Annotated in this window: 16 protein-coding genes and 4 pseudogenes; 8 read left to right on the top strand and 12 right to left on the bottom strand. The window is 56.1% G+C overall.

The features are described 5' to 3' along the window. Positions 1 to 134: 134 nt before the first annotated feature. Together istB and istA are read right to left on the bottom strand one after the other, a co-directional pair. A complete protein-coding gene (istB, locus tag HBO24_RS01010) occupies positions 135 to 920 on the bottom strand; it encodes an IS21-like element IS1326 family helper ATPase IstB (protein WP_000983249.1) in 786 nt (261 codons plus the stop codon). Then, positions 907 to 2,430, bottom strand: a complete 1,524-nt coding sequence (gene istA, locus HBO24_RS01005; protein ID WP_001324342.1) for an IS21-like element IS1326 family transposase — start codon at positions 2,428 to 2,430, stop codon at positions 907 to 909. The genes istB and istA overlap by 14 nt, the downstream gene beginning before the upstream one ends. Positions 2,431 to 2,552: 122 nt before the next feature. On the opposite strand from istA, the gene HBO24_RS01000 reads away from it, so the two are divergent. After that, positions 2,553 to 4,097: an IS3 family transposase gene (locus HBO24_RS01000; RefSeq protein WP_000287615.1), complete on the top strand. Its 1,545-nt coding sequence runs from the start codon at positions 2,553 to 2,555 to the stop codon at positions 4,095 to 4,097. A gap of 27 nt (positions 4,098 to 4,124) precedes the next feature. Here HBO24_RS01000 and HBO24_RS00995 read toward each other — a convergent pair. The 8 genes and pseudogenes from HBO24_RS00995 to HBO24_RS00960 all read right to left on the bottom strand — a co-directional run. Beyond that, a pseudogene (locus HBO24_RS00995) lies at positions 4,125 to 5,147 on the bottom strand (transposase); the annotation flags it as partial. Positions 5,148 to 5,281: 134 nt separating this feature from the next. Further along, positions 5,282 to 5,929 (bottom strand): annotated as a pseudogene (locus tag HBO24_RS00990) (EAL domain-containing protein); the annotation flags it as partial. Further along, positions 5,926 to 6,162, bottom strand: coding sequence for a broad-spectrum mercury transporter MerE (gene merE, locus HBO24_RS00985; RefSeq protein WP_000993386.1), 237 nt, complete (start codon positions 6,160 to 6,162; stop codon positions 5,926 to 5,928). The pseudogene HBO24_RS00990 and the gene merE, both read right to left, overlap by 4 nt. Beyond that, on the bottom strand, positions 6,159 to 6,521 hold the full coding sequence (merD, locus tag HBO24_RS00980; protein WP_001277456.1) for a mercury resistance co-regulator MerD: 363 nt from the start codon (positions 6,519 to 6,521) through the stop codon (positions 6,159 to 6,161). Before merD ends, merE begins: the two co-directional genes overlap by 4 nt. Before the next feature lie 17 nt (positions 6,522 to 6,538). After that, on the bottom strand, positions 6,539 to 8,233 hold the full coding sequence (gene merA, locus HBO24_RS00975; protein WP_000105636.1) for a mercury(II) reductase: 1,695 nt from the start codon (positions 8,231 to 8,233) through the stop codon (positions 6,539 to 6,541). 51 nt (positions 8,234 to 8,284) lie between these two features. Next, a complete protein-coding gene (gene merC / locus HBO24_RS00970; RefSeq protein WP_001340589.1) occupies positions 8,285 to 8,707 on the bottom strand; it encodes an organomercurial transporter MerC in 423 nt (140 codons plus the stop codon). 35 nt (positions 8,708 to 8,742) lie between these two features. After that, the gene (merP, locus tag HBO24_RS00965; protein WP_000732292.1) at positions 8,743 to 9,018 is read right to left on the bottom strand and encodes a mercury resistance system periplasmic binding protein MerP; all 276 of its coding nucleotides are present in this window, start codon (positions 9,016 to 9,018) and stop codon (positions 8,743 to 8,745) included. A 13-nt stretch (positions 9,019 to 9,031) separates the two neighbouring features. Next, on the bottom strand, positions 9,032 to 9,382 hold the full coding sequence (locus tag HBO24_RS00960; protein ID WP_001294663.1) for a mercuric transport protein MerT: 351 nt from the start codon (positions 9,380 to 9,382) through the stop codon (positions 9,032 to 9,034). Positions 9,383 to 9,453: 71 nt separating this feature from the next. Here HBO24_RS00960 and merR point away from each other — a divergent pair, with 71 nt between their 5' ends. The 7 genes and pseudogenes from merR to HBO24_RS00925 all read left to right on the top strand — a co-directional run bounded on the left by merR (position 9,454) and on the right by HBO24_RS00925 (position 19,079). Beyond that, on the top strand, positions 9,454 to 9,888 hold the full coding sequence (gene merR, locus HBO24_RS00955) for an Hg(II)-responsive transcriptional regulator (RefSeq protein WP_000429836.1): 435 nt from the start codon (positions 9,454 to 9,456) through the stop codon (positions 9,886 to 9,888). 32 nt (positions 9,889 to 9,920) lie between these two features. Continuing rightward, a pseudogene (locus HBO24_RS00950) lies at positions 9,921 to 10,718 on the top strand (methyl-accepting chemotaxis protein); the annotation flags it as partial. Between the two features lie 524 nt (positions 10,719 to 11,242). Further along, positions 11,243 to 12,132 (top strand): annotated as a pseudogene (locus HBO24_RS00945) (DEAD/DEAH box helicase); the annotation flags it as partial. A 361-nt stretch (positions 12,133 to 12,493) separates the two neighbouring features. Continuing rightward, complete coding sequence (locus tag HBO24_RS00940; protein WP_170059145.1) at positions 12,494 to 14,077, top strand: AAA family ATPase; 1,584 nt, start codon at positions 12,494 to 12,496, stop codon at positions 14,075 to 14,077. Continuing rightward, positions 14,074 to 14,943 carry an HNH endonuclease gene (locus tag HBO24_RS00935; protein WP_170059144.1) on the top strand — a complete coding sequence of 290 codons (870 nt, stop codon included), beginning with the start codon at positions 14,074 to 14,076 and terminating at the stop codon, positions 14,941 to 14,943. Before HBO24_RS00940 ends, HBO24_RS00935 begins: the two co-directional genes overlap by 4 nt. A 549-nt stretch (positions 14,944 to 15,492) precedes the next feature. Next, positions 15,493 to 17,256 carry a hypothetical protein gene (locus HBO24_RS00930; protein WP_170059143.1) on the top strand — a complete coding sequence of 588 codons (1,764 nt, stop codon included), beginning with the start codon at positions 15,493 to 15,495 and terminating at the stop codon, positions 17,254 to 17,256. After that, positions 17,253 to 19,079 carry a chemotaxis protein gene (locus HBO24_RS00925; RefSeq protein WP_262153285.1) on the top strand — a complete coding sequence of 609 codons (1,827 nt, stop codon included), beginning with the start codon at positions 17,253 to 17,255 and terminating at the stop codon, positions 19,077 to 19,079. The genes HBO24_RS00930 and HBO24_RS00925 overlap by 4 nt, the downstream gene beginning before the upstream one ends. Positions 19,080 to 19,155: 76 nt before the next feature. Here the strand turns inward: HBO24_RS00925 and HBO24_RS00920 are convergent, their stop codons facing one another. Together HBO24_RS00920 and HBO24_RS00915 are read right to left on the bottom strand one after the other, a co-directional pair. Further along, positions 19,156 to 20,205 (bottom strand): hypothetical protein, encoded by a 1,050-nt coding sequence (locus HBO24_RS00920; protein WP_170059142.1) that lies wholly within the window; start codon positions 20,203 to 20,205, stop codon positions 19,156 to 19,158. Between the two features lie 169 nt (positions 20,206 to 20,374). Next, positions 20,375 to 20,941 carry a DUF3833 domain-containing protein gene (locus HBO24_RS00915; protein WP_170059141.1) on the bottom strand — a complete coding sequence of 189 codons (567 nt, stop codon included), beginning with the start codon at positions 20,939 to 20,941 and terminating at the stop codon, positions 20,375 to 20,377. Between the last annotated feature and the right edge of the window lie 154 nt (positions 20,942 to 21,095).

Below are 21,095 nucleotides of genomic sequence, written 5' to 3'. Positions count from 1 at the left end.
CCCGTGGCTTCAAGATCACTTGCAGTCCGACCGCGATGTCTTGGTTGCGCGAGAGGTTGTCGATATCTGTTGATTTGCACCCAAATTTGACCCGGGATTTGCATTGAATTTTGACCCACCCCTTGTTGTCAGAATTATGTCTCGATTTTCAGTTTGCGGGTCTGTTTTTCCTCCTGCTTATTCTGAGTTGAACTGTGTTTGAAGCGGTAACTTTCATTGCCGGTTTCCAGGATGTGGCAGTGGTGGGTTAGTCGGTCCAACAACGCTGTTGTCATCTTTTCATCGCCAAACACTCGGCTCCATTCCGAGAAGCTCAAGTTGGTGGTCAGTATCACGCTGGTTTTTTCGTACAGCTTTGAGAGCAGGTGAAACAGCAGTGCCCCACCGGTTTGGCTAAAAGGCAAATATCCCAGCTCATCCAGAATCACCAAATCGGCATACAACAGACGGTTTGCGATTTGTCCCTGACGCCCAGATGATTTCTCTTGCTCCAGTGCATTGACCAAATCCACGGTGGAGAAGAAACGCACCCGTCGGTTCAAGTGCATCACTGCTTGTGTACCAATGGCTGTGGCCAGGTGAGTCTTGCCTGTGCCTGGCCCACCAATCAGCACCACGTTCTGGGCTTGTTCCATGAAGTCGCACCGGTGCAATTGTTTGACCGTGGCCTCATTAACCAGGCTTTGACTGAAGTCAAAGCCCACCAAGTCCCGATACACGGGGAACTTGGCCACCCGCAATTGATAGTTCACCGAACGTACTTCACGCTCTGCCACTTCAGCTTTAATCAAGCTGTCCAGCATGGGCAAGGCTTGATTAAATGCTGGTGAATTCTGATTGCCCAACTCCTCAATGGCGTGTGCCATGCCAAAGAGTTTCAAGGATTTGAGGATTCTCACATGGCCTTCATGCTGCATCATGGGCTCTCCTTAAACTGTCATAGCGGTTCACGTTGGCCTGTGGTTCCAATGTCAGCCTTAACCCCTTGGGAATTGGAATCGGTTTGGGTGGAGGTTCTTCGGTCAAACGTCCCAACAGATTAAGCACATGCTCCTTCGATGGCTTGCCACACTCCAATGCCAATTCCACAGCACTGAGTACCGCACCTTCATCGTGGTGCAATACAAGGGCCAGAATTTCCACCATGTCACGGTCACCGCCGGGGCGTTGCAGCAAGATGGATTGAAGCTTCTTGAACGCGGGTGGCAATTCAGCAAATGGCGCACCATTGCGCAACGCCCCAGGTTTCTTCTGAAGCACAGACAAGTAATGGTGCCAGTCGTATTGTGTGTGGCCACGCCGAGCGTGGCCACTGCCAAACAATCTTGGATGCTCGGCAATGTGTTGGCCTTCGGCAGCCATCACCAGCTTGTCTGCATAAATCCGAAGGCTGATGGCCCTGTTGGCGTAACTGGCAGGAACGCTGTAGCGATTGCCCTCGTGGTGAACAAGGCAGGTTGAAGTGACTCGCTTGGTTTGCTCCACGAATGCATCAAAGGCATTGGGTAGCGCCATCAACTCGCCTTGTTCATCGGCAAAGGCCTCTTGCACGGTTTGGTCCAATTCGGGGTGGCGCAGCTCAGACCACAGCGCTTTGCAGCGATGCTCAAGCCACACATTCAAATCAGCAAGGCTTTGAAAGTCTGGTGCCCCTTGCCACAGGCGTTGGCGGGAATCCTGCACGTTCTTCTCAATCTGGCCTTTCTCCCAACCCGATGCTGGATTACAGAACTGCGCATCAAACAGGTAGTGGCTGACCATGGCAGTGAACCGCTGATTGACCCTGCGCTCTTTGCCACGCCCCACCGAATCCACAGCGGTCTTCATGTTGTCGTAGATGCCGCGCTTGGGAATGCCACCGAAGATTTGAAAGGCATGCCAGTGGGCATCAAACAGCATTTCATGTTTTTGCTGGTAGTAAGCCCGAAGCACAAAGGCCCGGCTGTGGGCCAACTTAAACTGGGCAATCTGAAGTTTGACCTGTTTGCCCGCTATGCGGGCAAAGTCCTCACTCCAATCGAATTGGAAGGCTTCGCCACAAGCAAAGCGCAAGGGGATGAAACAACCCTTGCCCGAGGTTTGCGCCTTGAACTGTTCGGAATCTTTCCACTGTCGGGCAAAGGCACACACTCGGTCATAAGACCCGGTAAAGCCCAAAGCGACCAAATCCCGGTACATGCTGCGCAGGTTTCTGCGCAGCTTCTTTGTCTTTTTGTGCTCGGTGGAGAGCCACTGCCTTAACTTGGGCTCAAAAGGACTTAACTTGCCAACGCTGTCTCGCGCTGGGTACTGCGGTTCAACCACCTTGCTTTGCAAATACTTGCGAACGGTGTTCCTGGACAGGCCGCTTCGTCGGGCTATTTCCCGAATCGACGCACCATCGCGAAAATGCCAGCGTCGAATTGCGCTCAATATCGCCACGTTTATCACTCCTTGATTTCTCCCGCCATATCCAGACGGGAAACAGTGTCATACGTGGGTCAAATTTCGACGCAAATCTTTACCCTAAGTTGGGGTGCGGACAAAATCTTGGACTACTTTAGGAGTAGTTCATGTATTCGTATGAAGATCGCCTTCGAGCCGTGAGGTTGTACCTGAAGCTTGGGCGCCGGATGAGCGCCACACTACGGCAGCTGGGATACCCCACCAAGAACTCGCTGAAGGCCTGGTTGGCAGAATTCGAACGGAATCAGGATCTTCGCCGAGGCTATCAACGGATAAAACGGCAGTACACCGATGAGCAAAAGCAACGGGCAGTAGATCACTATATCGAACAAGGCTACTGCCTGAGTCACACAATCCGAAGCCTGGGCTACCCAAGCCGCGAGGCCTTGCGTGCCTGGATCCGTGATTTACGCCCTGAATTCGCTAGGACGGTCGTCGGCAGCAGCGCTCCCACAGTCGCCCGCTCTCGCCTCGAGAAGCAGCAAGCCGTCATTGCACTGAACCTGCGCGTAGGTTCGGCAAAGGATGTGGCCGACACTGTCGGTGTATCGCGACCAACGTTGTATAACTGGCAGCATCGATTACTTGGCAAAGTGCCCCTAAAACCCATGACAAAGAAGAAAGGTGACACCTCGCTCGAGCAGCGGCATGAGGCACTACTCAGGGAACTGGCCGAACTGGAGAGCCAGAACCAGCGGCTTCGCATGGAGAATGCAATTCTGGAGAAGGCGAGTGAATTGATAAAAAAAGACATGGGCATCAACCCCCTCGAACTGACAAGCCGAGAAAAAACGAAGGTGGTTGATGCCCTCAGAGTCACGTTTCCATTAGCCAATCTGTTGTGCGGCCTGAAGCTGGCGCGCAGCACATACTTCTATCAACGCCTGCGGCAGACGCGGCCCGACAAGTACACGCAGGTGCGTGAGGTCATTCGGACTATCTTCGAGGACAACTACCGCTGCTATGGCTATCGACGCATTGATAGTGCCTTGCGCCTTGGTGGCATGCGTGTGTCCGAGAAGGTCGTGCGTCGCTTGATGGCGCAAGAGCGTCTGGTCGTGAGAACACCGCGCCGCCGGCGCTTCTCGGCGTATGCTGGCGACCCGACACCAGCGGTCCCGAATCTGCTGAATCGCGACTTTCACGCGTCGGCGCCGAATACGAAATGGTTGACCGATCTGACGGAAATACACATTCCGGCAGGGAAGGTCTACGTCTCGCCGATCGTCGATTGCTTCGATGGGCTGGTGGTGGCCTGGAATATCGGCACCAGCCCGGATGCGAACCTGGTCAATACCATGCTGGATCACGCGGTACGGACACTGCGACCCGGTGAGCATCCGGTTATCCATTCGGACAGGGGCTCGCATTATCGCTGGCCTGCGTGGATCCGCCGCACTGAAAATGCCCAATTAACGCGGTCGATGTCCAAAAAGGGCTGCTCGCCAGACAATGCTGCATGCGAGGGCTTTTTCGGACGATTGAAGACCGAACTAATCTACCCGAGGAATTGGCAGCACGTGACGCTGAAAGACCTCATGACGCGAATCGATGCCTATATCCACTGGTACAACGAGCGCCGCATCAAAGTGTCGCTTGGCGGGCGTAGTCCCATCGAGTATCGTCATGCGGTCGGATTGATGTCCGTATAAACCGTCCAAGAAATCGTCCGCACCCCCCAGCGTCAGGGCGGCCTTGTTTTCGGAATCGTAGTCGCCGCGCTGGTCAGGGTTGGAGAAGGTCGTTCCCGGCAGTTCGTCGTGAATCATCTGCATCGCCGTGCCGATGATCCGTTCCACGATGCCGCCATAGTGCGGCTGTCCCAGCGGGCGATAGTCCAGCCGGATGCCATGCTGCTCGCAACCCCGGCGCAGGGCCTCGCTCTTGAACTCGGCCGCGTTGTCTAGGTAGAGCAGCAAGGGCTTGCCGCTCATCTGCCAATCCATTTCCACGTTCAGTCCTTCCAGCCAAGGGCGCTTGTCGCAGGCGACATGCACGAGGCACAGGCCAACCGAAACGGCAGACGGCGCTTCCAGCGTGACGACCATGCCGAGCACGCAGCGGGTGAACACGTCGATGGCGAGGGTCAGGTACGGGCGGCCAATAGGTTGCCGGTCGCGGTCATCGACCACGATCAGGTCGATGACCGTATGGTCTATCTGCACCTGCTCCAGCGGCGCGGTCACGGCAGGAGGCTCGCCGCCCACACCTTGTAGGTCACGAGCGGCATCCTGGCCTTCCCGCCGGCGGATGACCTTGCGCGGGTCAAGGCTAGCGATCCGTAAGGCCACGGTATTGCGCGCCGGCACTCGCAGTTTTTGAGCCTTGCACACCTGAGTGACTTCGCGGTGAAAGGCCGCTAGGCTGCGCTTCTGCTTGGTCAGGAACCGCTTTTGCAGTAGCTCGTGGATGACGCGCTCGACCGGTTCCGGCAAGCGCCCCTTACCTTTACCTCCACCGGACTGGCCGGGCACCAGATCCGTCACGAGGCCGCTGCCTTGCCGGGCACGCCGGATCAGAACGTATACCTGGCGCCGAGACAAGCCCAGCGCCTGAGCCGCCATATCGGCCGCTTCGTGCCCGACCGTCTCCGACTGCGCCAACGGACTGATGATCTCCGCACGACGGCGCGCACGCTCCCAAGCCTCATCAGGCAGAGTGGCCACGCCTTGTTCTGGAATCCGTGGGGTGTCCGTCGCCATGCTCACCTCGCTTTGGTGCACACGAGTATTGAGCATAGTCGAGATTGGTGCAGATCACTTCTGATATTGAACTGTCAGGAGCTGGCTGCACAACAGCCATTACGCCCAATCAACTGGTGCAGTCGTCTTCTGAAAATGACATCCATGCCCAGCCCGTGCGCGAGCTGGATCACCGCCCGCACGATAGTTTGGTCACGGGCATCATCCGGGAGCCTGGCGACAAAGGATTGGTCGATTTTCAATGTGGTGATGGGGCAGCATTTCAGATGTTGCAGGCAGGAATAGCCGGTGCCGAAGTCGTCGGCGGCGAAGCGCACGCCGATGGCGCGCAAGGCGTCGAAACTGGCGAACAGGGCTGGATTGCCGAATGCGACCGATTCGGTCAGTTCGATCTCCAGAAGCTCGGCGGGCAGGGCCATATCGGCCAGCACCCGCTTTACCTCGTCGTCGAACGTTGGCCCAACCTGGCTGGCGGACACATTGATGGCAAGACGGAACGGTTGCCATGCCGGTCCTTGCCACTTGTGCATCTGGCGACAGGCCTCGCCCAGCACCCACGCGCCTATTTCCGGCATCAGGCCGAACGACTCGGCCAGCGGCAGGAACTGGCCGGGCGGCAACAGGCCAAGCCTCGGATGCCGCCAGCGCATCAACGCTTCCGCGCCAGCGATCCGGTGATCGCGCAGATCGACCAGCGGCTGGTAATGCAGGTCAAGCTGTCCGCGCGCCGCCGCCTGCGCCAACTCGGCCGCCGTCCATCCGGCGGGCTGCGAACTCGTCATGATCCGCCCCGGAAGGCGCGCAGCAGCCGCGTTACGGCCAGAACGAACAAGCCGGTCAGCGCGAGCGCGGCAACACCCCAATGCTCGCCAAGGAAGGCACCGGCGGTCGTCCCGGCCAGCACGGCGGCGAGAATCGGCAGATGGCAGGGGCAGGTCAACACGGCCAGCGCACCCCACAGGTAGCCGGAAACGGGTTGGCGCGTCTCGGGCGGCAGTTTGTCAGGGGCGTTCACGGCAATGCCTCCTCGTGCGCCCGCTCGGCTGGCATGGAGGCCAGTTGCGCGTCCAGATGGGCCAACGCCGCGCGCCGCCGCTCGACCAACTGGCGCAGCACGGCAAGCTGCGCTGCGGCTTGTGCGCCGTCCGCTGCGTCGAGCGCACGGCACAGCCGCGCCAGGGCATCCAGGCCGATACCCGCCTCGAAGGCCGCGCGCACGAAGCACAGCCGTTGCAAGGCCGCATCGTCGAACACGCCGTAGCCGCCCGTGGTGCAGGCCACCGGCCGTAACAAGCCGCGCACCAGGTAGTCGCGCACGATATGTACGCTCACCCCAGCGTTATGGGCCAGTTGCGATACCGTGTAGGCGCTCATCGCACACCTCCTTGTCCTCACCCGGCGCAGCAGGAAAGCTGCTTCACATCCTTGTTGAAGGTCTGCGCCGCGAGCTTCAACCCTTCGACCATCGTCAGGTAGGGGAACAACTGGTCGGCCAGTTCCTGCACCGTCATCCGGTTGCGAATCGCCAGTGCGGCCGTCTGGATCAGTTCGCCCGCTTCCGGGGCCACTGCCTGCACGCCGATCAGTCGTCCGCTGCCTTCTTCAACCACCAGTTTGATGAAGCCGCGCGTGTCGAAGTTGGCGAGCGCGCGCGGCACGTTGTCCAGCGTTAGCGTGCGACTATCAGTTTTGATGCCGTCATGGTGCGCTTCCGCCTCGCTGTAGCCTACGGTCGCCACTTGCGGGTCGGTGAACACCACGGCCGGCATCGCGGTCAGGTTCAGGGCCGCGTCACCGCCGGTCATGTTGATCGCGGCGCGAGTGCCGGCCGCTGCCGCCACATAGACGAACTGCGGCTGGTCGGTGCAGTCGCCTGCGGCGTAGATGTGTTCCACGCTTGTACGCATGCCGGGGTCGATGACGATAGCGCCTTGCGGGGTGAGCGTGACGCCCGTCGCATCCAGTGCCAGCTTGCGTGTGTTGGGCGCGCGGCCGGTGGCGACCAGCAGCTTGTCGGCGCGCAGTTCGCCGTGCGCCGTGGTGAGCACGAATTCGCCGTCCCCTTCACCATTGATATACGCGACCTGGCTGGCCTGGGTGTGTTCCCTCACCTCGATGCCCTCCATGCGGAATGCGGCCGTGACGGCTTCGCCTATAGCTGGGTCTTCGCGGAAGAACAGCGTGCTGCGAGCCAGGATCGTCACCTTCGCTCCGAGTCGGGCGAACGCCTGCGCCAGCTCCAGCGCCACCACTGATGAGCCAATCACGGCCAGGCGCTTAGGAATCGTCTCGCTGACCAGCGCTTCAGTGGAAGTCCAGTACGGAGTGTCTTTCAGGCCGGGAATCGGCGGCACGGCCGGGCTCGCGCCGGTGGCGATCAGGCAGCGGTCGAATGCCACCACGCGCTCGCCGCCGTCGTTGAGTTGCACGATCAGGTTGCGATTGTCCTTAAAGCGGGCGGAGCCGTGCAGCACAGTGATCGCCGGATTGCCCTCCAAGATGCCTTCGTACTTGGCGTGGCGCAGTTCATCGACGCGGGCCTGCTGCTGGGCCAGCAGCGCCGTGCGCTGGATGGTCGGCGTGGTAGCGGCGATGCCGCCATCGAACGGGCTTTCCCGGCGCAGATGGGCGATATGGGCGGCGCGGATCATGATCTTGGACGGCACACAACCGACATTGACGCAGGTGCCGCCGATGGTGCCGCGCTCGATCAGCGTGACACGTGCGCCTTGCTCGACGGCCTTCAGCGCCGCTGCCATCGCGGCCCCGCCGCTGCCGATGACGGCGATATGCAATGCGCCGCTGCTACCCGTCTTGTCGTTTCTGCCCAGCAGATCGCGCATCTTGTCGAGCAATCCGCCCGGCGTCGAAACTGAGGGGGCATCGGCCAGCGTGGCCCGATAACCGAGTCCAGCTACAGCGGCCGTCAGCGCGTCGGGTGACGTGCCGACCTCAATGGCGAGCTTGGCGCTGCCCTTGGCGTAGGAGACATCCGCTGATTGCACGCCGGGCACTTTCTCCAGGGCGTCCTTGACATGCACTGCGCACGAGTCGCAAGTCATGCCGGTGATTTTGAGAGTGCTCATACCATCGTTCCTTATTCGTGTGGGCCGCCGTGTCGCACGGTCAGCCGTCTTTCACAAGCGCTTGGCGGGGAGTTCGCAGCCGTCCGGTCCGCAACGGCGATGCGCCGGCGACACGAAGTCCCAGATCGACACCCCAATCATCAAGGCCAGGCCGACGTACATCAGGTTCGCCGTCCACCAGTTGCCGAGCAGCCAGACCGTGGCCGCAAACACGATGGCCGGGCCGATCATGCCGAGCAGACTGCGCAGCCATTGCCGATGACTGAACCAACCCAGCGCGTTCGCCAGGAAGGCCAGCGCGGCAAACAGCGGCAGCAGGCGGCTGATGAACAGTCCCTCGTACTGGCTCAAGAAGCCCAGCCCGATGGCCGCGCCGAAGCTGGCGAGGGCTGGAAAGCAGGCGGCGCAGCCCATCGCGGAAACGACGCTGCCGAGCGCGCCGGTTTTATCGGCAATGCGTGTCATCAGTCCCATGAAGCGGCTCTCGCTGTTGTCGTTGGCTTGCTGGCTCACTGCTTGACGCTGGACGGATAGCCGGCGTCTGCGGTGGCCTTGGTCAGCTTCTGTACGCTGGCCTTGGTGTCGTCAAAAGTGACGACGGCCTCGCGCTTCTCGAAGCCCACATCGACCTTGCTCACGCCTTCGACCTTGGAGAGCGCTTTCTTGACTGTGATCGGGCAGGCGGCGCAAGTCATGCCGGGAACCGCTAGCGTGACGGTCTGGGTAGCGGCCCACACCGGGGCAACAGCGGCGGCGAGGGCAAGGGAGGCAAACAGTTTCTTCATGATGAACTCCTGGTTAATAGAAAAATGGAACGACATAGGGAAATCCAAGCGCGACCAGGACCAGCACGGCCACGATCCAGAAAATCAGCTTGTAGGTGGCGCGCACCTGCGGAATCGCGCAGACCTCACCTGGCTTGCATGCCTGCACGGGCCGGTAAATCCGCTTCCAGGCGAAGAACAGCGCCACTAGCGCCGCGCCGATGAACAACGGTCGATAGGGTTCCAGCACCGTCAGGTTGCCGATCCAAGCACCGGAGAAGCCCAGGGCGACCAGTACTAGCGGCCCCAGGCAGCAGGTCGATGCAAGAATGGCGGCCAGCCCGCCGGCGAAGAGCGCACCGCGCCCGTTTTGTGGTTCAGACATACGTTGGCCCTTTTGAATTTGGATTGGATAGCGTAACCTTACTTCCGTACTCATGTACGGAGTCAAGCGATATGGAAAATAATTTGGAAAACCTGACCATTGGCGTTTTTGCCAAGGCGGCCGGGGTCAACGTGGAGACAATCCGCTTCTATCAGCGCAAGGGCCTGTTGCGGGAACCGGACAAGCCTTACGGCAGCATCCGCCGCTATGGGGAGGCGGACGTGGTTCGGGTGAAATTCGTGAAATCGGCACAGCGGCTGGGGTTCAGTCTGGACGAGATTGCCGAGCTGTTGCGGCTCGACGATGGCACCCACTGCGAGGAGGCCAGCAGCCTGGCCGAACACAAGCTCAAGGACGTGCGCGAGAAGATGGCCGACTTGGCGCGCATGGAAACCGTGCTGTCTGAACTCGTGTGCGCCTGCCATGCACGAAAGGGGAATGTTTCCTGCCCGTTGATCGCGTCACTACAGGGCGAAGCAGGCCTGGCAAGGTCAGCTATGCCTTAGCGTGCTTTATTTTCCGTTTTCTGAGGTGCCCCCTACTAAAGGATATTGAGTCAAGCAATGTACTTACAGTTGAGCAGCAGGCAGAGACAGATCAAATAGCAACGGCAGTAAACCAAATGGTGGCAAGCATTCAAGAGGTTGCGAGCAATGCACAGCATGCTGCAGATGCGGCCGGAAGAGCAGACACTGAGACGGCATCTGGCCAGCGTCTGGTAGCCCACACAAGCCAGTCAATCACTGCCCTTGAAGGTGAAATTAGGCAAGCCACTCAGGTTATTCATGAGCTTGAAGGTCAAAGTAACGAGATATCAAAAGTTCTTGACGTTATACGAGGGATCGCCGAGCAAACGAATTTGTTGGCACTCAACGCAGCAATTGAGGCCGCGCGTGCTGGTGAGCAGGGGCGTGGTTTTGCTGTTGTCGCCGATGAGGTTCGCAGTCTTGCTGCTCGCACACAGCAATCGACAACGGATATTCAAAGCATGATCAGCGCTCTACAAGAGCGAGCGCAATCCGCTGTTACAGTCATGGAGCAAAGTAGTCGGCAAGCGCACACGAGTGTAGCTCACGCAGAGGAAGCAGCTACAGCTCTTGATGGAATTGGCCAACGCGTTAACGAAATTACCGACATGAACGCGCAAATAGCGACTGCGGTCGAGCAGCAGGGAGCAGTAAGTGAAGACATAAACCGCAGTATTATCAATATACGCGATGCTGCTGATACCAATGTACAGACCGGGCAGAATAATTTGCAAAGTGCGAAATCTGTCGCTCAGTTAACTAGCGCTCTGAGCGAACTGGCAAAACAGTTTTGGGAAAAACGAGGATAACGCTTTTCAGTATCTCGACAGGGATAACTTACTTTACCATCGGTTATCCCTTTTAGCCGCACAAATTTTAGCCATGGCTTTTCAGGAAGTCAGGGCTATCAGAATGGCCTTAGAAAGCCTAGTCAAAGAGCTGTCACGAGAACACCGTTAGCTTAGCGTACGATTTTTTCCGAATTCTGCGGTTCCCCCTGCCAGGCTCACAGAGCCCTCCAGCCCGCGTATGGCAGTTCGCATAATGTATATTATGTTAAATCAGGTGCTATGTCAGATATGTTCATGAGCAGCTTAAGCCACTGATTCGACAAAGCCGATTCTGGCATCCACTCTCTCAACGGGCTATTGCGCCAATCGCGTTTTGAGTGGAAAGTCCCCCTCCAGCATCCTCAAGCCCTTGCATTCCGGGCGCCTCAGCACACCCAACTCTCTGATCTGGCCGGTTCTTTCAACGAAATGAGTGGAAAAATTCCTCCACCACGAAATCCTAACCTGCTGATTTATATAACTTTTCAATAAATCGCTCTAAATGGAATAGCTCCCTTGCCCAAGGAGGAATTAGTGGAATCAGTTTTGACGATACGAAACCTCACCAATCCTGGAGCCCGCGTAGGACAAGGGTATGGGTGAGAAGGAATTGATCCTCCAGGACAGCTCAGGACTTCTGCTACCAGGCGAACTCGGGGAGCGGTTGATCAACCACTATGAGTTTTACACCGCCTTCACAAGCGATGAAGAGTTTCGTTTGCTCCGGGATGGCAAGCCACTTGGCTCGCTGCCGGTCAGCAAACCCCTGACCAAGGGACAGCGCATCATCTTCGGCGGAAGGCGTTGGCAGGTTCAGGATGTCGACCTTGAAGCAAAGGTGATAGTGGTCACACCGGCTCGGGGCGGCGAGCCTCCCCAGTTTGATGGGCTTGGTGCCCAGGTGGATGATCGTGTCAGGCTTGAAATGCGAAACGTGTTGATGGAAACCACATCCTGTCCCTTCCTGGACAAACACGCTAAAGCGCTCCTAGAGGAGGCTCGGAGTAACTTCCGCGCTCTCGGGTTGGGTGACGCGGCGATAATTGGCTCTGCCAGCGTAAGCCATGTGGCAACCTGGCGAGGGGATTACACCAACGATGCGCTGGCCTTGTTGCTCAGGCATGTGGGCATTCAGTGTGAAAACACCGGGCTATTCCTGGAAGTTGCATTCGGCGCGGAGGACACATTGCGAGCATTGCGCGTGGTCGATCAAATGGACATCTCGAACGTAGAGCCGATCTTGGAAAATGTCGAAAACATGATCCGAGAGAAATGGGATTGGGCCCTTCCCCGCCCGCTCCTCATGAAGTCGTTCGCCTCAAGCCATCTTGATCTCCAAGCCGCGGTCACCACAGCTCGACTCCTTACACTGGAGTCGCAGAGAGAGGAATAGCGATAGCACTCATTCCGTTGCCCATTTTTCGAGACCGACATCGACATTGGAAAGCTTCTGCTTCAACTCAGCTTCCCTCTACTTCCTCGCGGCGACCTCGGGCAGGGCATAACTAGTCTCTGTCGTTGGCCTGCTTGGACAAGTTGGCATCAAACGCAATTTTAGGCTTCGTGCTGCCCCCGGTTGCCCGTTCAACCTCGATGGTAAACTTACGCGCCGCCCTTTCAGGCGGAGTTTTTGCTTCCTCCAGTCCACTGACTCCCATCAGGTTCCTCAGACGATATCGATCCGTTAATATGGAGCCAAATGGCCATCACCAAAAACACGCCGCGAGTGCCCTCAGAGCAAGGACGTCATGAGCATGAAATTCATCAAGGTTCAACACCGAGGTAAGCTCCAGCAGGATGCAAGAAACTCTGGGGTTTTGTATGTAGATAACTGGGACGACTACGGCTACAAAACCAAATTTGCCCTTATCATCGTGGATGGGTCTGGGGTCGAACATAGAGTTGGTGACCTGAAGATCGCTTACCAGGGGCAATCTGAAGGCTGGACTGAAGATGGGATGCCTGATGAATTCACGTTGCTAGAACCCAAGTTCTTCAGCCTGGGGCAGGACGTCGAATACTATCGGAAACTGCTTGAGCTGTTTTCGCTTGAGGAGGCTCACGCAATCCTCCACGCGTTAGGGGATGTTGCTTTCTCCAAGGAGCGTCGGGAGGCTTCCTCTTCAGAGTTAGCGTTTAGCACCTCCCTGCTTCGGGCAGTAAACCCAACAACGATTGACCACCAATTCAAGCGGATCCTCACCGGGGACGCCCCATTGACCCCTTACGACTTCTTTTACGAAAAGGCAAGATCAGACGGTATCGCACCGCTGACTCTCGAGTTCAGTGTCGATCCAGATGTCAAACCCTCCAGTAATGTTCACATCTTGATTGGCCGAAACGGGGTAGGTAAAACAACCCTGTTGAATGGCATGGTTGACTCCTTGGTCACGCCAAGTGAAGAGGTGTACGCCAAAGGCTGCTTTTTCAACAAGAACATGTGGAACTTCAGGCGACCGCTGACCAATGATGACTTTGCAGGTGTGGTGTCGGTTTCATTCAGCGCGTTCGATCCATTTGATCCCCCGCCGAACCAGGATGACCCCAGCCAGGGGATGAGATATCGATATGTAGGCCTGAAGCACAGGGTGCTAGCCGCCGACGGAGTGAATGTTTGGGGGCTGAAAACCAAGCCCCACCTCTGCACTGATTTGGCCGATAGTCTCAAAGTCTGCCTCAGCCTAAGCGCAAAAAGAGCAAGGTGGATCAAAGCTATTCACAAGCTCGAATCTGATTTCAATTTCGAGGAAATGAACCTCATCCAGCTGATTGAGGTTTTTGACGCCGATGGATCAGAAACCAAGGCCGAGTTCGTCCGACGCAGCACTACCATGCTCGAAGGGATGAGCTCTGGCCACGCTATTGTTCTGCTGACCATTACCCAGCTCGTCGAAACCGTAGACGAGAAAACGCTGGTGTTGATTGATGAACCAGAAAGCCACCTGCACCCTCCTCTGCTGTCTGCTTTCACCCGGGCATTGTCCGATTTGCTCACGGCGCGAAACGCGGTAGCGATCATCGCCACTCACTCACCTGTAGTTCTGCAGGAAGTACCCAAGTCTTGTGTATCCATCATCAACAGGAGTGGCGAGACAGCGACTGTCGACCGCCCGGATGCCGAGACGTTTGCAGAGAATGTTGGCGTCCTGACTCGACACGTCTTTGGTCTGGAGGTGAGCAAATCGGGCTTCCATGAGCTCCTAGCCGCCGACGTCCGAACAGGTGCTCCCTATGAGCAAATTAGGGGGGATTACGCAGGTCAGATTGGCACCGAAGGCCAGGCACTCTTGAGATCCATGACCATCGCACGTGATAAGCAGTGGGAGTCTGACCTATGAGAGCCATCAGCGTCCCCGCTCAGGATCCGCAGCTGGTCTACGACCTCTGTGTAAACAGCATTGCTGACGAGGGTCTGAAAGCTCGCTTGCAAGCCATTACAGCAGAGGTGGTTGCCGCTGCAATAGACTACCAGCAGAAAGGCCTTATCAATCAACTCTTCACGATCCCCGCTATCGACTGCGATAACGACGACATCGTGGTTGGCCAAGTAACCAAGAAGGAGCTGAAAGCTACCTACTCCTCTCACATGGTAGGTGACTCGAAACCCGCTAGGAGGGTGTACACCGACATACTCGGTAAGGCTCCGCGCAAAAAGTGCCCATTCTGTGGGTTCGGCCAGGCAAGCACTCTCGACCACTACCTGCCGAAAGCCAGATTCCCGATTTTGTCCGTCTTGCCGTGGAACCTCGTACCCGCCTGCAAGGACTGCAATACTGGCAAAAATGCAGCCACTGCGATTGCGCAAGACCAACAAACCCTCCATCCGTATTTGGAGCATCCGCGGATAGTTAGTGACCAGTGGCTACACGCGCGGGTGCTTACTGGAACCCCGCCCGTTCTCGAGTTTTTCGTGAGCCCCCCAGAGGATTGGGATCAGGTCGATAAGACCAGGGTGCTAGCGCATTTCAGGGACTACAAACTAGCTTCAAGGTTCTCAATCGAGGCCAGTAACGAACTCGCGAATCTTAAGGACACGCTCGACCTGGTCTGGTCGGACTCCGCCCTAGCCGGAGTACAAGACCACCTTCGGGTAATTGCGGCCGGAAAAAAGACTGTCCATGTGAATGCTTGGGACACTGCCATGTACCAAGCGCTTCTCAAAAGTGAATGGTACTGCGATGAGGGCTTCCGGGCATTCGAGTAAGTATTCCGTTTGACCTACTCAAACGATAAGGTCTACCAAGGACTGCATGTCCTTCACTCAGATGTCCCATTGTTGCGGGGTGCCACCGAATTGAAGGTTGCGATCAATTAAGGCACTGCGCATGCCGCTGGCTTTTGCCCAAAGGAAATTTAAGGCATGGTTGGCAACGAATAGGACTTCGCCCTTCTACACGCCCATGATTTCAGCCGCTTATACGTAGGTGGCTGCATGGGGTTTGAGCGAGCTGGCTTCGGCTATACAAATACTGGTAAGCCTGAAGTTAGAGGGTATGGCAGGCGTTGGTTCGCATGGGGACTACCTGGCTCGGATCGCGAGCTGCGAACTCTGAAAGGAGTACAAATGTACTCCTCGATGTGCTGAGAGTGAGTTCAAGAGCATTCGAATGCCCAGCTCGATACACCTGCGACGTCACTAGACATGCCTCTTGGGGGAATGATGGCCACTCGCCAATAAGTGCTAGAGATCGTAACATCGGGGCACCTAAGGGCGGGCTGAAGCCTGAAGCAGGTTTTCTAGGGAGGAGCTGCGATGACCACCTTCACACGGGAAGAGATAAAGATTGCAGCGGCGGAAGGCCGGATACTCGATCTGATTTTTAGGGACAGTTGGCGGCATGATCAAAGTACGTTGTCAAAAGTATTGGTCAGCGCCCACCTTTCGAGGGAGATAGATCTGCGTACTGTTCTCCCCCTTCCTGATCCATTCCCTCTTCCAAACCATGATTTTTATCAAGGCATGGAAGTTCTCTTGCCTGCGTTGAGCGCCATCGCGATTAGCTGTGTTGACCTACTTGAGCTACTAGCTGGTGCAATCCTTCACGATGATCCGATGATCAGTCCCGCGGTATTCCCCGCATTAATGAACTGGTGCAAAGCCTCCTCCGATCGACCTACCGAACTCTTGCAGCTAATTGAGGCCGGAGCACCGCTATCTGACCGGTTCCATTGTCTGCAGGTGTGCCTGTCCGCAGGTCTAACGTTCGATTTAGCGTTCTTTACCGCGAAGGGCGTTGAGTTTCTGCTAAAGGGTGACTCCCAGCAGCGCGCACAAGCTGCAAGGGCTCTAAGCAGCTTGCCCATTGAATCGCTGCCCACAGACGCTGAGTTCACCAACACGATCTCCGGGGCCGTCGACGATGAGATTGACCCCCCTGTACGGGATGCGCTGCTTTTCCTGGCTCTAGCCTGGCTCAAGAATGCACCTGGTGATATGCAGCAACCGCTACTCAACCTCGTCGAGCGGGCAGCCTCCCCAATGCGTCTGGAGTCGAAAAAAGCCGCTGCTCAGTCCTTATTGGCAGGCAGCGAGACGTATAGCGACCAGGTACGTTGTCGACTCCTTGCCGTTGTCGCATCTGGCCGAGCAGAGGATGAGATCGTACATTTGCTGGACTTGATCTTGTATAAGTTCGTCAAGGCGGGAGACGTCACATTGGCCCGTGACGCTGTTGAAAAGCAGATGGCTGCTGACCCAACTTTAACCCTGGATCGCTTTGATTCCTTGGTACATGAGCTAGAGAGCGAATGCAACGACACTGGCCTGAGTGAATGGGTAGTAGCTTGGCTCCATTCAGGCTCGCCGCGCTTGTGCCTGTCGCTCAGGGGAGCATTGCTGCGTGGGCGAGAGGGACGATCTTTCACATTTGATTTCGCGCAGACGCCCGAGATCTTGGCCAGCGAATATCCGTTCATTGCGCGCAAGGCGATCGGTACCTTTTTCACAACCCCGCTATACGCGGCCTCCCTGATAGTTTGTCTGATGCGAAATGCGGCCGGCACCACTTTGACTGAATTGGAGCACCTCCTCTATGACCCAGTCCTAATCAACTACTCCGCCCTGGGTTCAGATTATCTAGGAGCCATTGCCGCAGATCCTGCGGATCCTGCATCACAGCCAGTACAATGCGTTCTAGGGGGGCTGCGGAGCTATCTCGACGGTCTTGGCGAGGCATTCATTCGGGAGCTCTCGCCGTCAGAGCGTCAACGACAGTTGGAGCTGTACCGGCGCAATGAAAAAATGCAAACCGAGATGGTAGAAGCGCGTAAAGCGTCCCCGCTAAGCAGTCTGTTCAATGAAAAAATCCTGCTGCATGGCATCGGCATGGCTAGCTGGATTCCGGAGTATCCCCGAGCCAAGGGTGAGGTAAATGATCAAGCACCACCCATGCGACGCATGGAGCAAACCCTAGCCACTATTCAACACACCTTTCAGCTACCTCGCCAGTCGGTGCTAGATCCCACCACACTGGAATTTACTGTCCTTGCTTATCTGCTTGAGACGCGCTCGTCATGAAGCTTGTTTTCCGAGAGTACCTCGCCTCTTTGCGTGAGCGAGACGAGTTGGATGTCGTTCTGCCCGACCTGCTAAGCGAGCTGGGTTACAACGTAATCTCACGACCATCCACCGGTTCTCGTCAGTATGGTGTAGACGTCGCGGCTGTTAGCCCTCTAGTGGATGGGGAGCGGAAGCTCTTTCTGTTTTCGATCAAACAGGGCGATCTGACGCGGGCCGAATGGACAGCAGAGCCTCAAGGCATGCGCTGCTCCATTTACGAAATCCTAGACGCTTACATTCCCAATCGTATCTCTCCGCAGTTCAGGGGATTGAAGATCGTCATCTGCCTTTGTTTTGGCGGGAACGTCCACGAAGCCGTGAGAGATACCTTGAAGGGTGTCATAGATCGTGAGAGCAAATGTCACATCTCTTTCCAGGAATGGAACGGTGATTACATGGCGGGGTTACTCGCCGACGGGGTACTTCAGCATCAGTATGTGAGCAAAGCCCTGCAGTCGCGATTCCAGAAATCCATCGCAATGCTCGATGAGCCGGACGTCTCCATCCAGCATTTCACAGCACTGGTGGAAGGTCTTGTGGAAGCGGAAAACCACCTGCCTGTGCAACGCCTGGCCACACTGCGACAGTTGTACATTTGCCTATCCGTACTGTTTGTCTGGGCACGGGATCAGCAGAATCTTGAAGCCCCATTCCGCGCAAGCGAGGTGGTCATCCTGCGAGCGTGGCAGTTGATCAGGGGCGACATCGAAGCCGCGTCCAAAGGGCATAGGCGAATCGGGTTAACCTTTGAGGAGCTGGTGGAGCTGCACAACAAGATTTGGGATGATCTGATTAAAGAAAAGATCCTCCCACTGACGGCCCATCGGGATACCCTAGCCTCGTCAGTCAACTCCCACAGCCCAGTCGACGTCAACCTGAAGCTCTTTGAGTTGCTGGGGCGCATCGCGGTCAGGGGTTTATGGATTCTATGGCCGCATCAGGACGCGACCAAACTGCGTGTTCTTGAACGCAACGAGACGCCGGCTAAAGCCTCAGCACTCGCAGATCACATCGCGCAGCTGATTAAGAACAATCGAGCGCTGCTCTCCCCGATTGCGGATGAGCAGGTCATCGAAATCAGCTGCGCCCTGATGTTCCTGTCGATGTTGCGTGAGTCTCGGGACTTTGCACGGCACTATGCCTGCGAACTGCTGAACCACTACCACTTCAATTTCATGAAACACCATCACTACCCTTCCATCCATGCCAGCTATCAGGAGCTGATCAGACACCCCGCGACGAGTACAGCCGAGTATCGAAATCAACACACCAGGGGGAGCGTGCTCATACCTACCGTCATGCTCTGGGCGACACTGAATGGAGAATCGTCATCCAGCTTAGAGTTCTCTGAGTTCGTGATAAACCAGATGCGCCACTGCAATCAGCAGCTTTGGATACCCGGGCCAGACAGCGAGAGTAAGCTTTACCTAAGTGAAACACCGCATGGCTTGGCGCTTTGTGACATCCCCATCACTGCCGATGGGAACGCGGCCCGTGAAATGCTGAGCATGGAAGGTCTGGAGGGCAACCACTTCGCATGCCTTTCTGCCATCCATCTCGCACACTGGCCGATATTGGTTATGGCGTGCAGGCACAGTCGACTGCCGCTTCCGCCACAGCTGTGGCAATCTTTGGTAGCGCATCCTGCACCTATCACTGAGCAGCATGCAGTTGTGCCTAACCTAACGCTCAACAAGGTGACTGTTGACGCGTATAGATCAAAGGCATTGCCAACCTGGCTCTTGATGGCGATGACGCCACTCGCTGGAGATTGCTCGTGAGCAAATTGCCTGATGAGTGCGCCCCCCCCGCCCGACACGCAACCTTACGCAATCTTACTTACCTACGTGAAAACGCTCACTCTGAGCTGGGTTTTGGTAACTGAGGTGTGGTGGCCACTAGCCAAATTGCGTCAGCACCATCCATCCCAGGGTCGATCTGAATGTCGCCAGGTTCAATCGTCCGGGCTTCTTTCAGCTCATTGAGAATGATACGCAACTGTCGTAAGTCGCAAAGTACTCTATTGAACTCAAGCGCTAGGCCATGGCGCTTGTCGTCCTCAAAATGGGTTTGATCAACCGTGAAATTGAACCCAAAGCTAGCTTCGCCAATGTGGTAACCCAGATAATCTTTTCCTCCCGTGTATTCAAGGTAGTGGTTCAAGATCATCCGCATGAACTCGTCATAGGACGCGAAGCGCGAGTCATGTTGCAAAAATTGCTTCAAGTAAGAAATGCCGTTTTTACCCTGCACGAGGTATTTGCCATACAGAGAGTCTTGCAGCATAAAACCATTTCTAGGGTCATACTGATAAGCGAGCATTTGCTCCAGAGTCTTTCGAAGCTTGCTTTCCAATGCGTCAAGTCGCCGTGGAAGACCCGTGTCGCGCGAGACGCTGTTACGGTCAATCCAGAAGGTCGAGAGCAGATAGATGAACTCGATATTCACCTGGGCTCGCAGCATGCCTATGAGCTGAGTGCACGCAGGAACGTCAGGTTTTCTGTGGTCGACCTTGTCCAGCATTGGGCTTAGGCGCAATTCGAAAATTTCGGCAGCGTCACCGGCTACCTCATTCAGGCTATCAAGGATTCGCCTGTGATTCAGGAAGCGCTCTAGCTTTGACACTACCAACCGGTATGTCTCGCTTAAATCATCGGCCACCCGCACGTCTCTAGAATTCGCGATGGCTTGCATGACAGGGCGAAGATCTGCTTGGTAAACATAGACTTGGTTCACCTGGATGACAGATGCTGGCAAAAGAGAGCTGGGGTGTGGTTGCTCCTTGATGTGCTTAACAAAACGTCCACCGCGGTCTCTGATCTGACGAATGTCGGCCTCTGAGAAGCGTCCGTCAGCAATGCCGGCATCCAGTGCCTCGTCCGTAATTCCGATGTACTTTTTTTCCATGACACGATCCTGTCGGCAAGGGAGCTACAGACGGTACTGTATGACTCAGCCAAATCAGGGCATCTTATCCTACGAGAGGACTCCAAGCCGAGTCGTACAGGCTATTACCGAAAAGAAGCCACAACTTCGGGGCGTTGCGGCTTTTTCGTAAGATATGGTTCAGAAGAGACTAGCAAGAGAAAGGATTCTGTCTGCCCGCAGTCAAATCGCGATTGGCGCACTTACGGAAGAACAAAGTGATCTGGCCTACTTCCACTCCGAATTTGGTCATGAACGAGCGATTGATCATGGTGTTCTTGTCCATAAGGTACATCCAGTCGTCTAATTCAACCTGATACTCCTTACCATCCACAGGAAGGCTCAGTACGTATTTCCAGCGCAGGGTATTGCCTGCCATCTCACCACGCGCCTCCCCCACCACGTCGGCAGCGGTTCCGCGCCATTGGTTATGACCAACTGGCGTTAGCGTCCACACCCGTTTTTGTTTAGTGCCATCGCTGTAAGTAAATGACTCATCGAGTATTAACTTATTGCCTTCGGACTGGCCATTGATCTCCACGTGGAAGCGCTTGACCACCTCACCTGATCGCTTTTGAAACATGCCCCAAGCTTCGACCCGCCCCTCGAAAAAATCGCGTAGCTCAAGGGTGGGCATCTCCTGGCGGTAAGTATGCACATCTACCCGGCTGCAACTCGCGAGACCAATGCTTAGCAGAACTATCAATACCTTTAACATGTGCAACTCCTCAACGGTCTCAGGGGTTTAGAACCGCCCAGCAATTGGGATTGCAGCTGCGGGCACGCAAAAAGCTATACAAAACAATTAATTTGTACAGCTGAATCCTCAGGTCGGCGTTACAGCCACACAAACGGACTCCGACGGTCTGTCC

It is taken from the genome of Pseudomonas sp. WS 5410 (assembly GCF_012985645.1).
GTDB classification, from domain to species: Bacteria; Pseudomonadota; Gammaproteobacteria; order Pseudomonadales; family Pseudomonadaceae; genus Aquipseudomonas; species Aquipseudomonas shahriarae.
This window is presented reverse-complemented; position numbering and strand designations above follow the sequence as displayed.

Excerpts from the sequence above, each read along its gene's own strand:
- HBO24_RS00935 (WP_170059144.1), top strand. The coding sequence starts at position 14,074 with ATGAGAGCCATCAGCGTCCCCGCTCAGGATCCGCAGCTGGTCTACGAC.
- HBO24_RS00920 (WP_170059142.1), bottom strand. The coding sequence starts at position 20,205 with ATGGAAAAAAAGTACATCGGAATTACGGACGAGGCACTGGATGCCGGC.
- HBO24_RS00940 (WP_170059145.1), top strand. The coding sequence starts at position 12,494 with ATGAAATTCATCAAGGTTCAACACCGAGGTAAGCTCCAGCAGGATGCA.
- HBO24_RS00930 (WP_170059143.1), top strand. The coding sequence starts at position 15,493 with ATGACCACCTTCACACGGGAAGAGATAAAGATTGCAGCGGCGGAAGGC.
- merD (WP_001277456.1), bottom strand. The coding sequence starts at position 6,521 with ATGAGCGCCTACACGGTATCGCAACTGGCCCATAACGCTGGGGTGAGC.
- merC (WP_001340589.1), bottom strand. The coding sequence starts at position 8,707 with ATGGGACTGATGACACGCATTGCCGATAAAACCGGCGCGCTCGGCAGC.
- merA (WP_000105636.1), bottom strand. The coding sequence starts at position 8,233 with ATGAGCACTCTCAAAATCACCGGCATGACTTGCGACTCGTGCGCAGTG.
- merP (WP_000732292.1), bottom strand. The coding sequence starts at position 9,018 with ATGAAGAAACTGTTTGCCTCCCTTGCCCTCGCCGCCGCTGTTGCCCCG.
- HBO24_RS00925 (WP_262153285.1), top strand. The coding sequence starts at position 17,253 with ATGAAGCTTGTTTTCCGAGAGTACCTCGCCTCTTTGCGTGAGCGAGAC.
- HBO24_RS00960 (WP_001294663.1), bottom strand. The coding sequence starts at position 9,382 with ATGTCTGAACCACAAAACGGGCGCGGTGCGCTCTTCGCCGGCGGGCTG.
- HBO24_RS01000 (WP_000287615.1), top strand. The coding sequence starts at position 2,553 with ATGTATTCGTATGAAGATCGCCTTCGAGCCGTGAGGTTGTACCTGAAG.
- merR (WP_000429836.1), top strand. The coding sequence starts at position 9,454 with ATGGAAAATAATTTGGAAAACCTGACCATTGGCGTTTTTGCCAAGGCG.
- istB (WP_000983249.1), bottom strand. The coding sequence starts at position 920 with ATGATGCAGCATGAAGGCCATGTGAGAATCCTCAAATCCTTGAAACTC.
- HBO24_RS00915 (WP_170059141.1), bottom strand. The coding sequence starts at position 20,941 with ATGTTAAAGGTATTGATAGTTCTGCTAAGCATTGGTCTCGCGAGTTGC.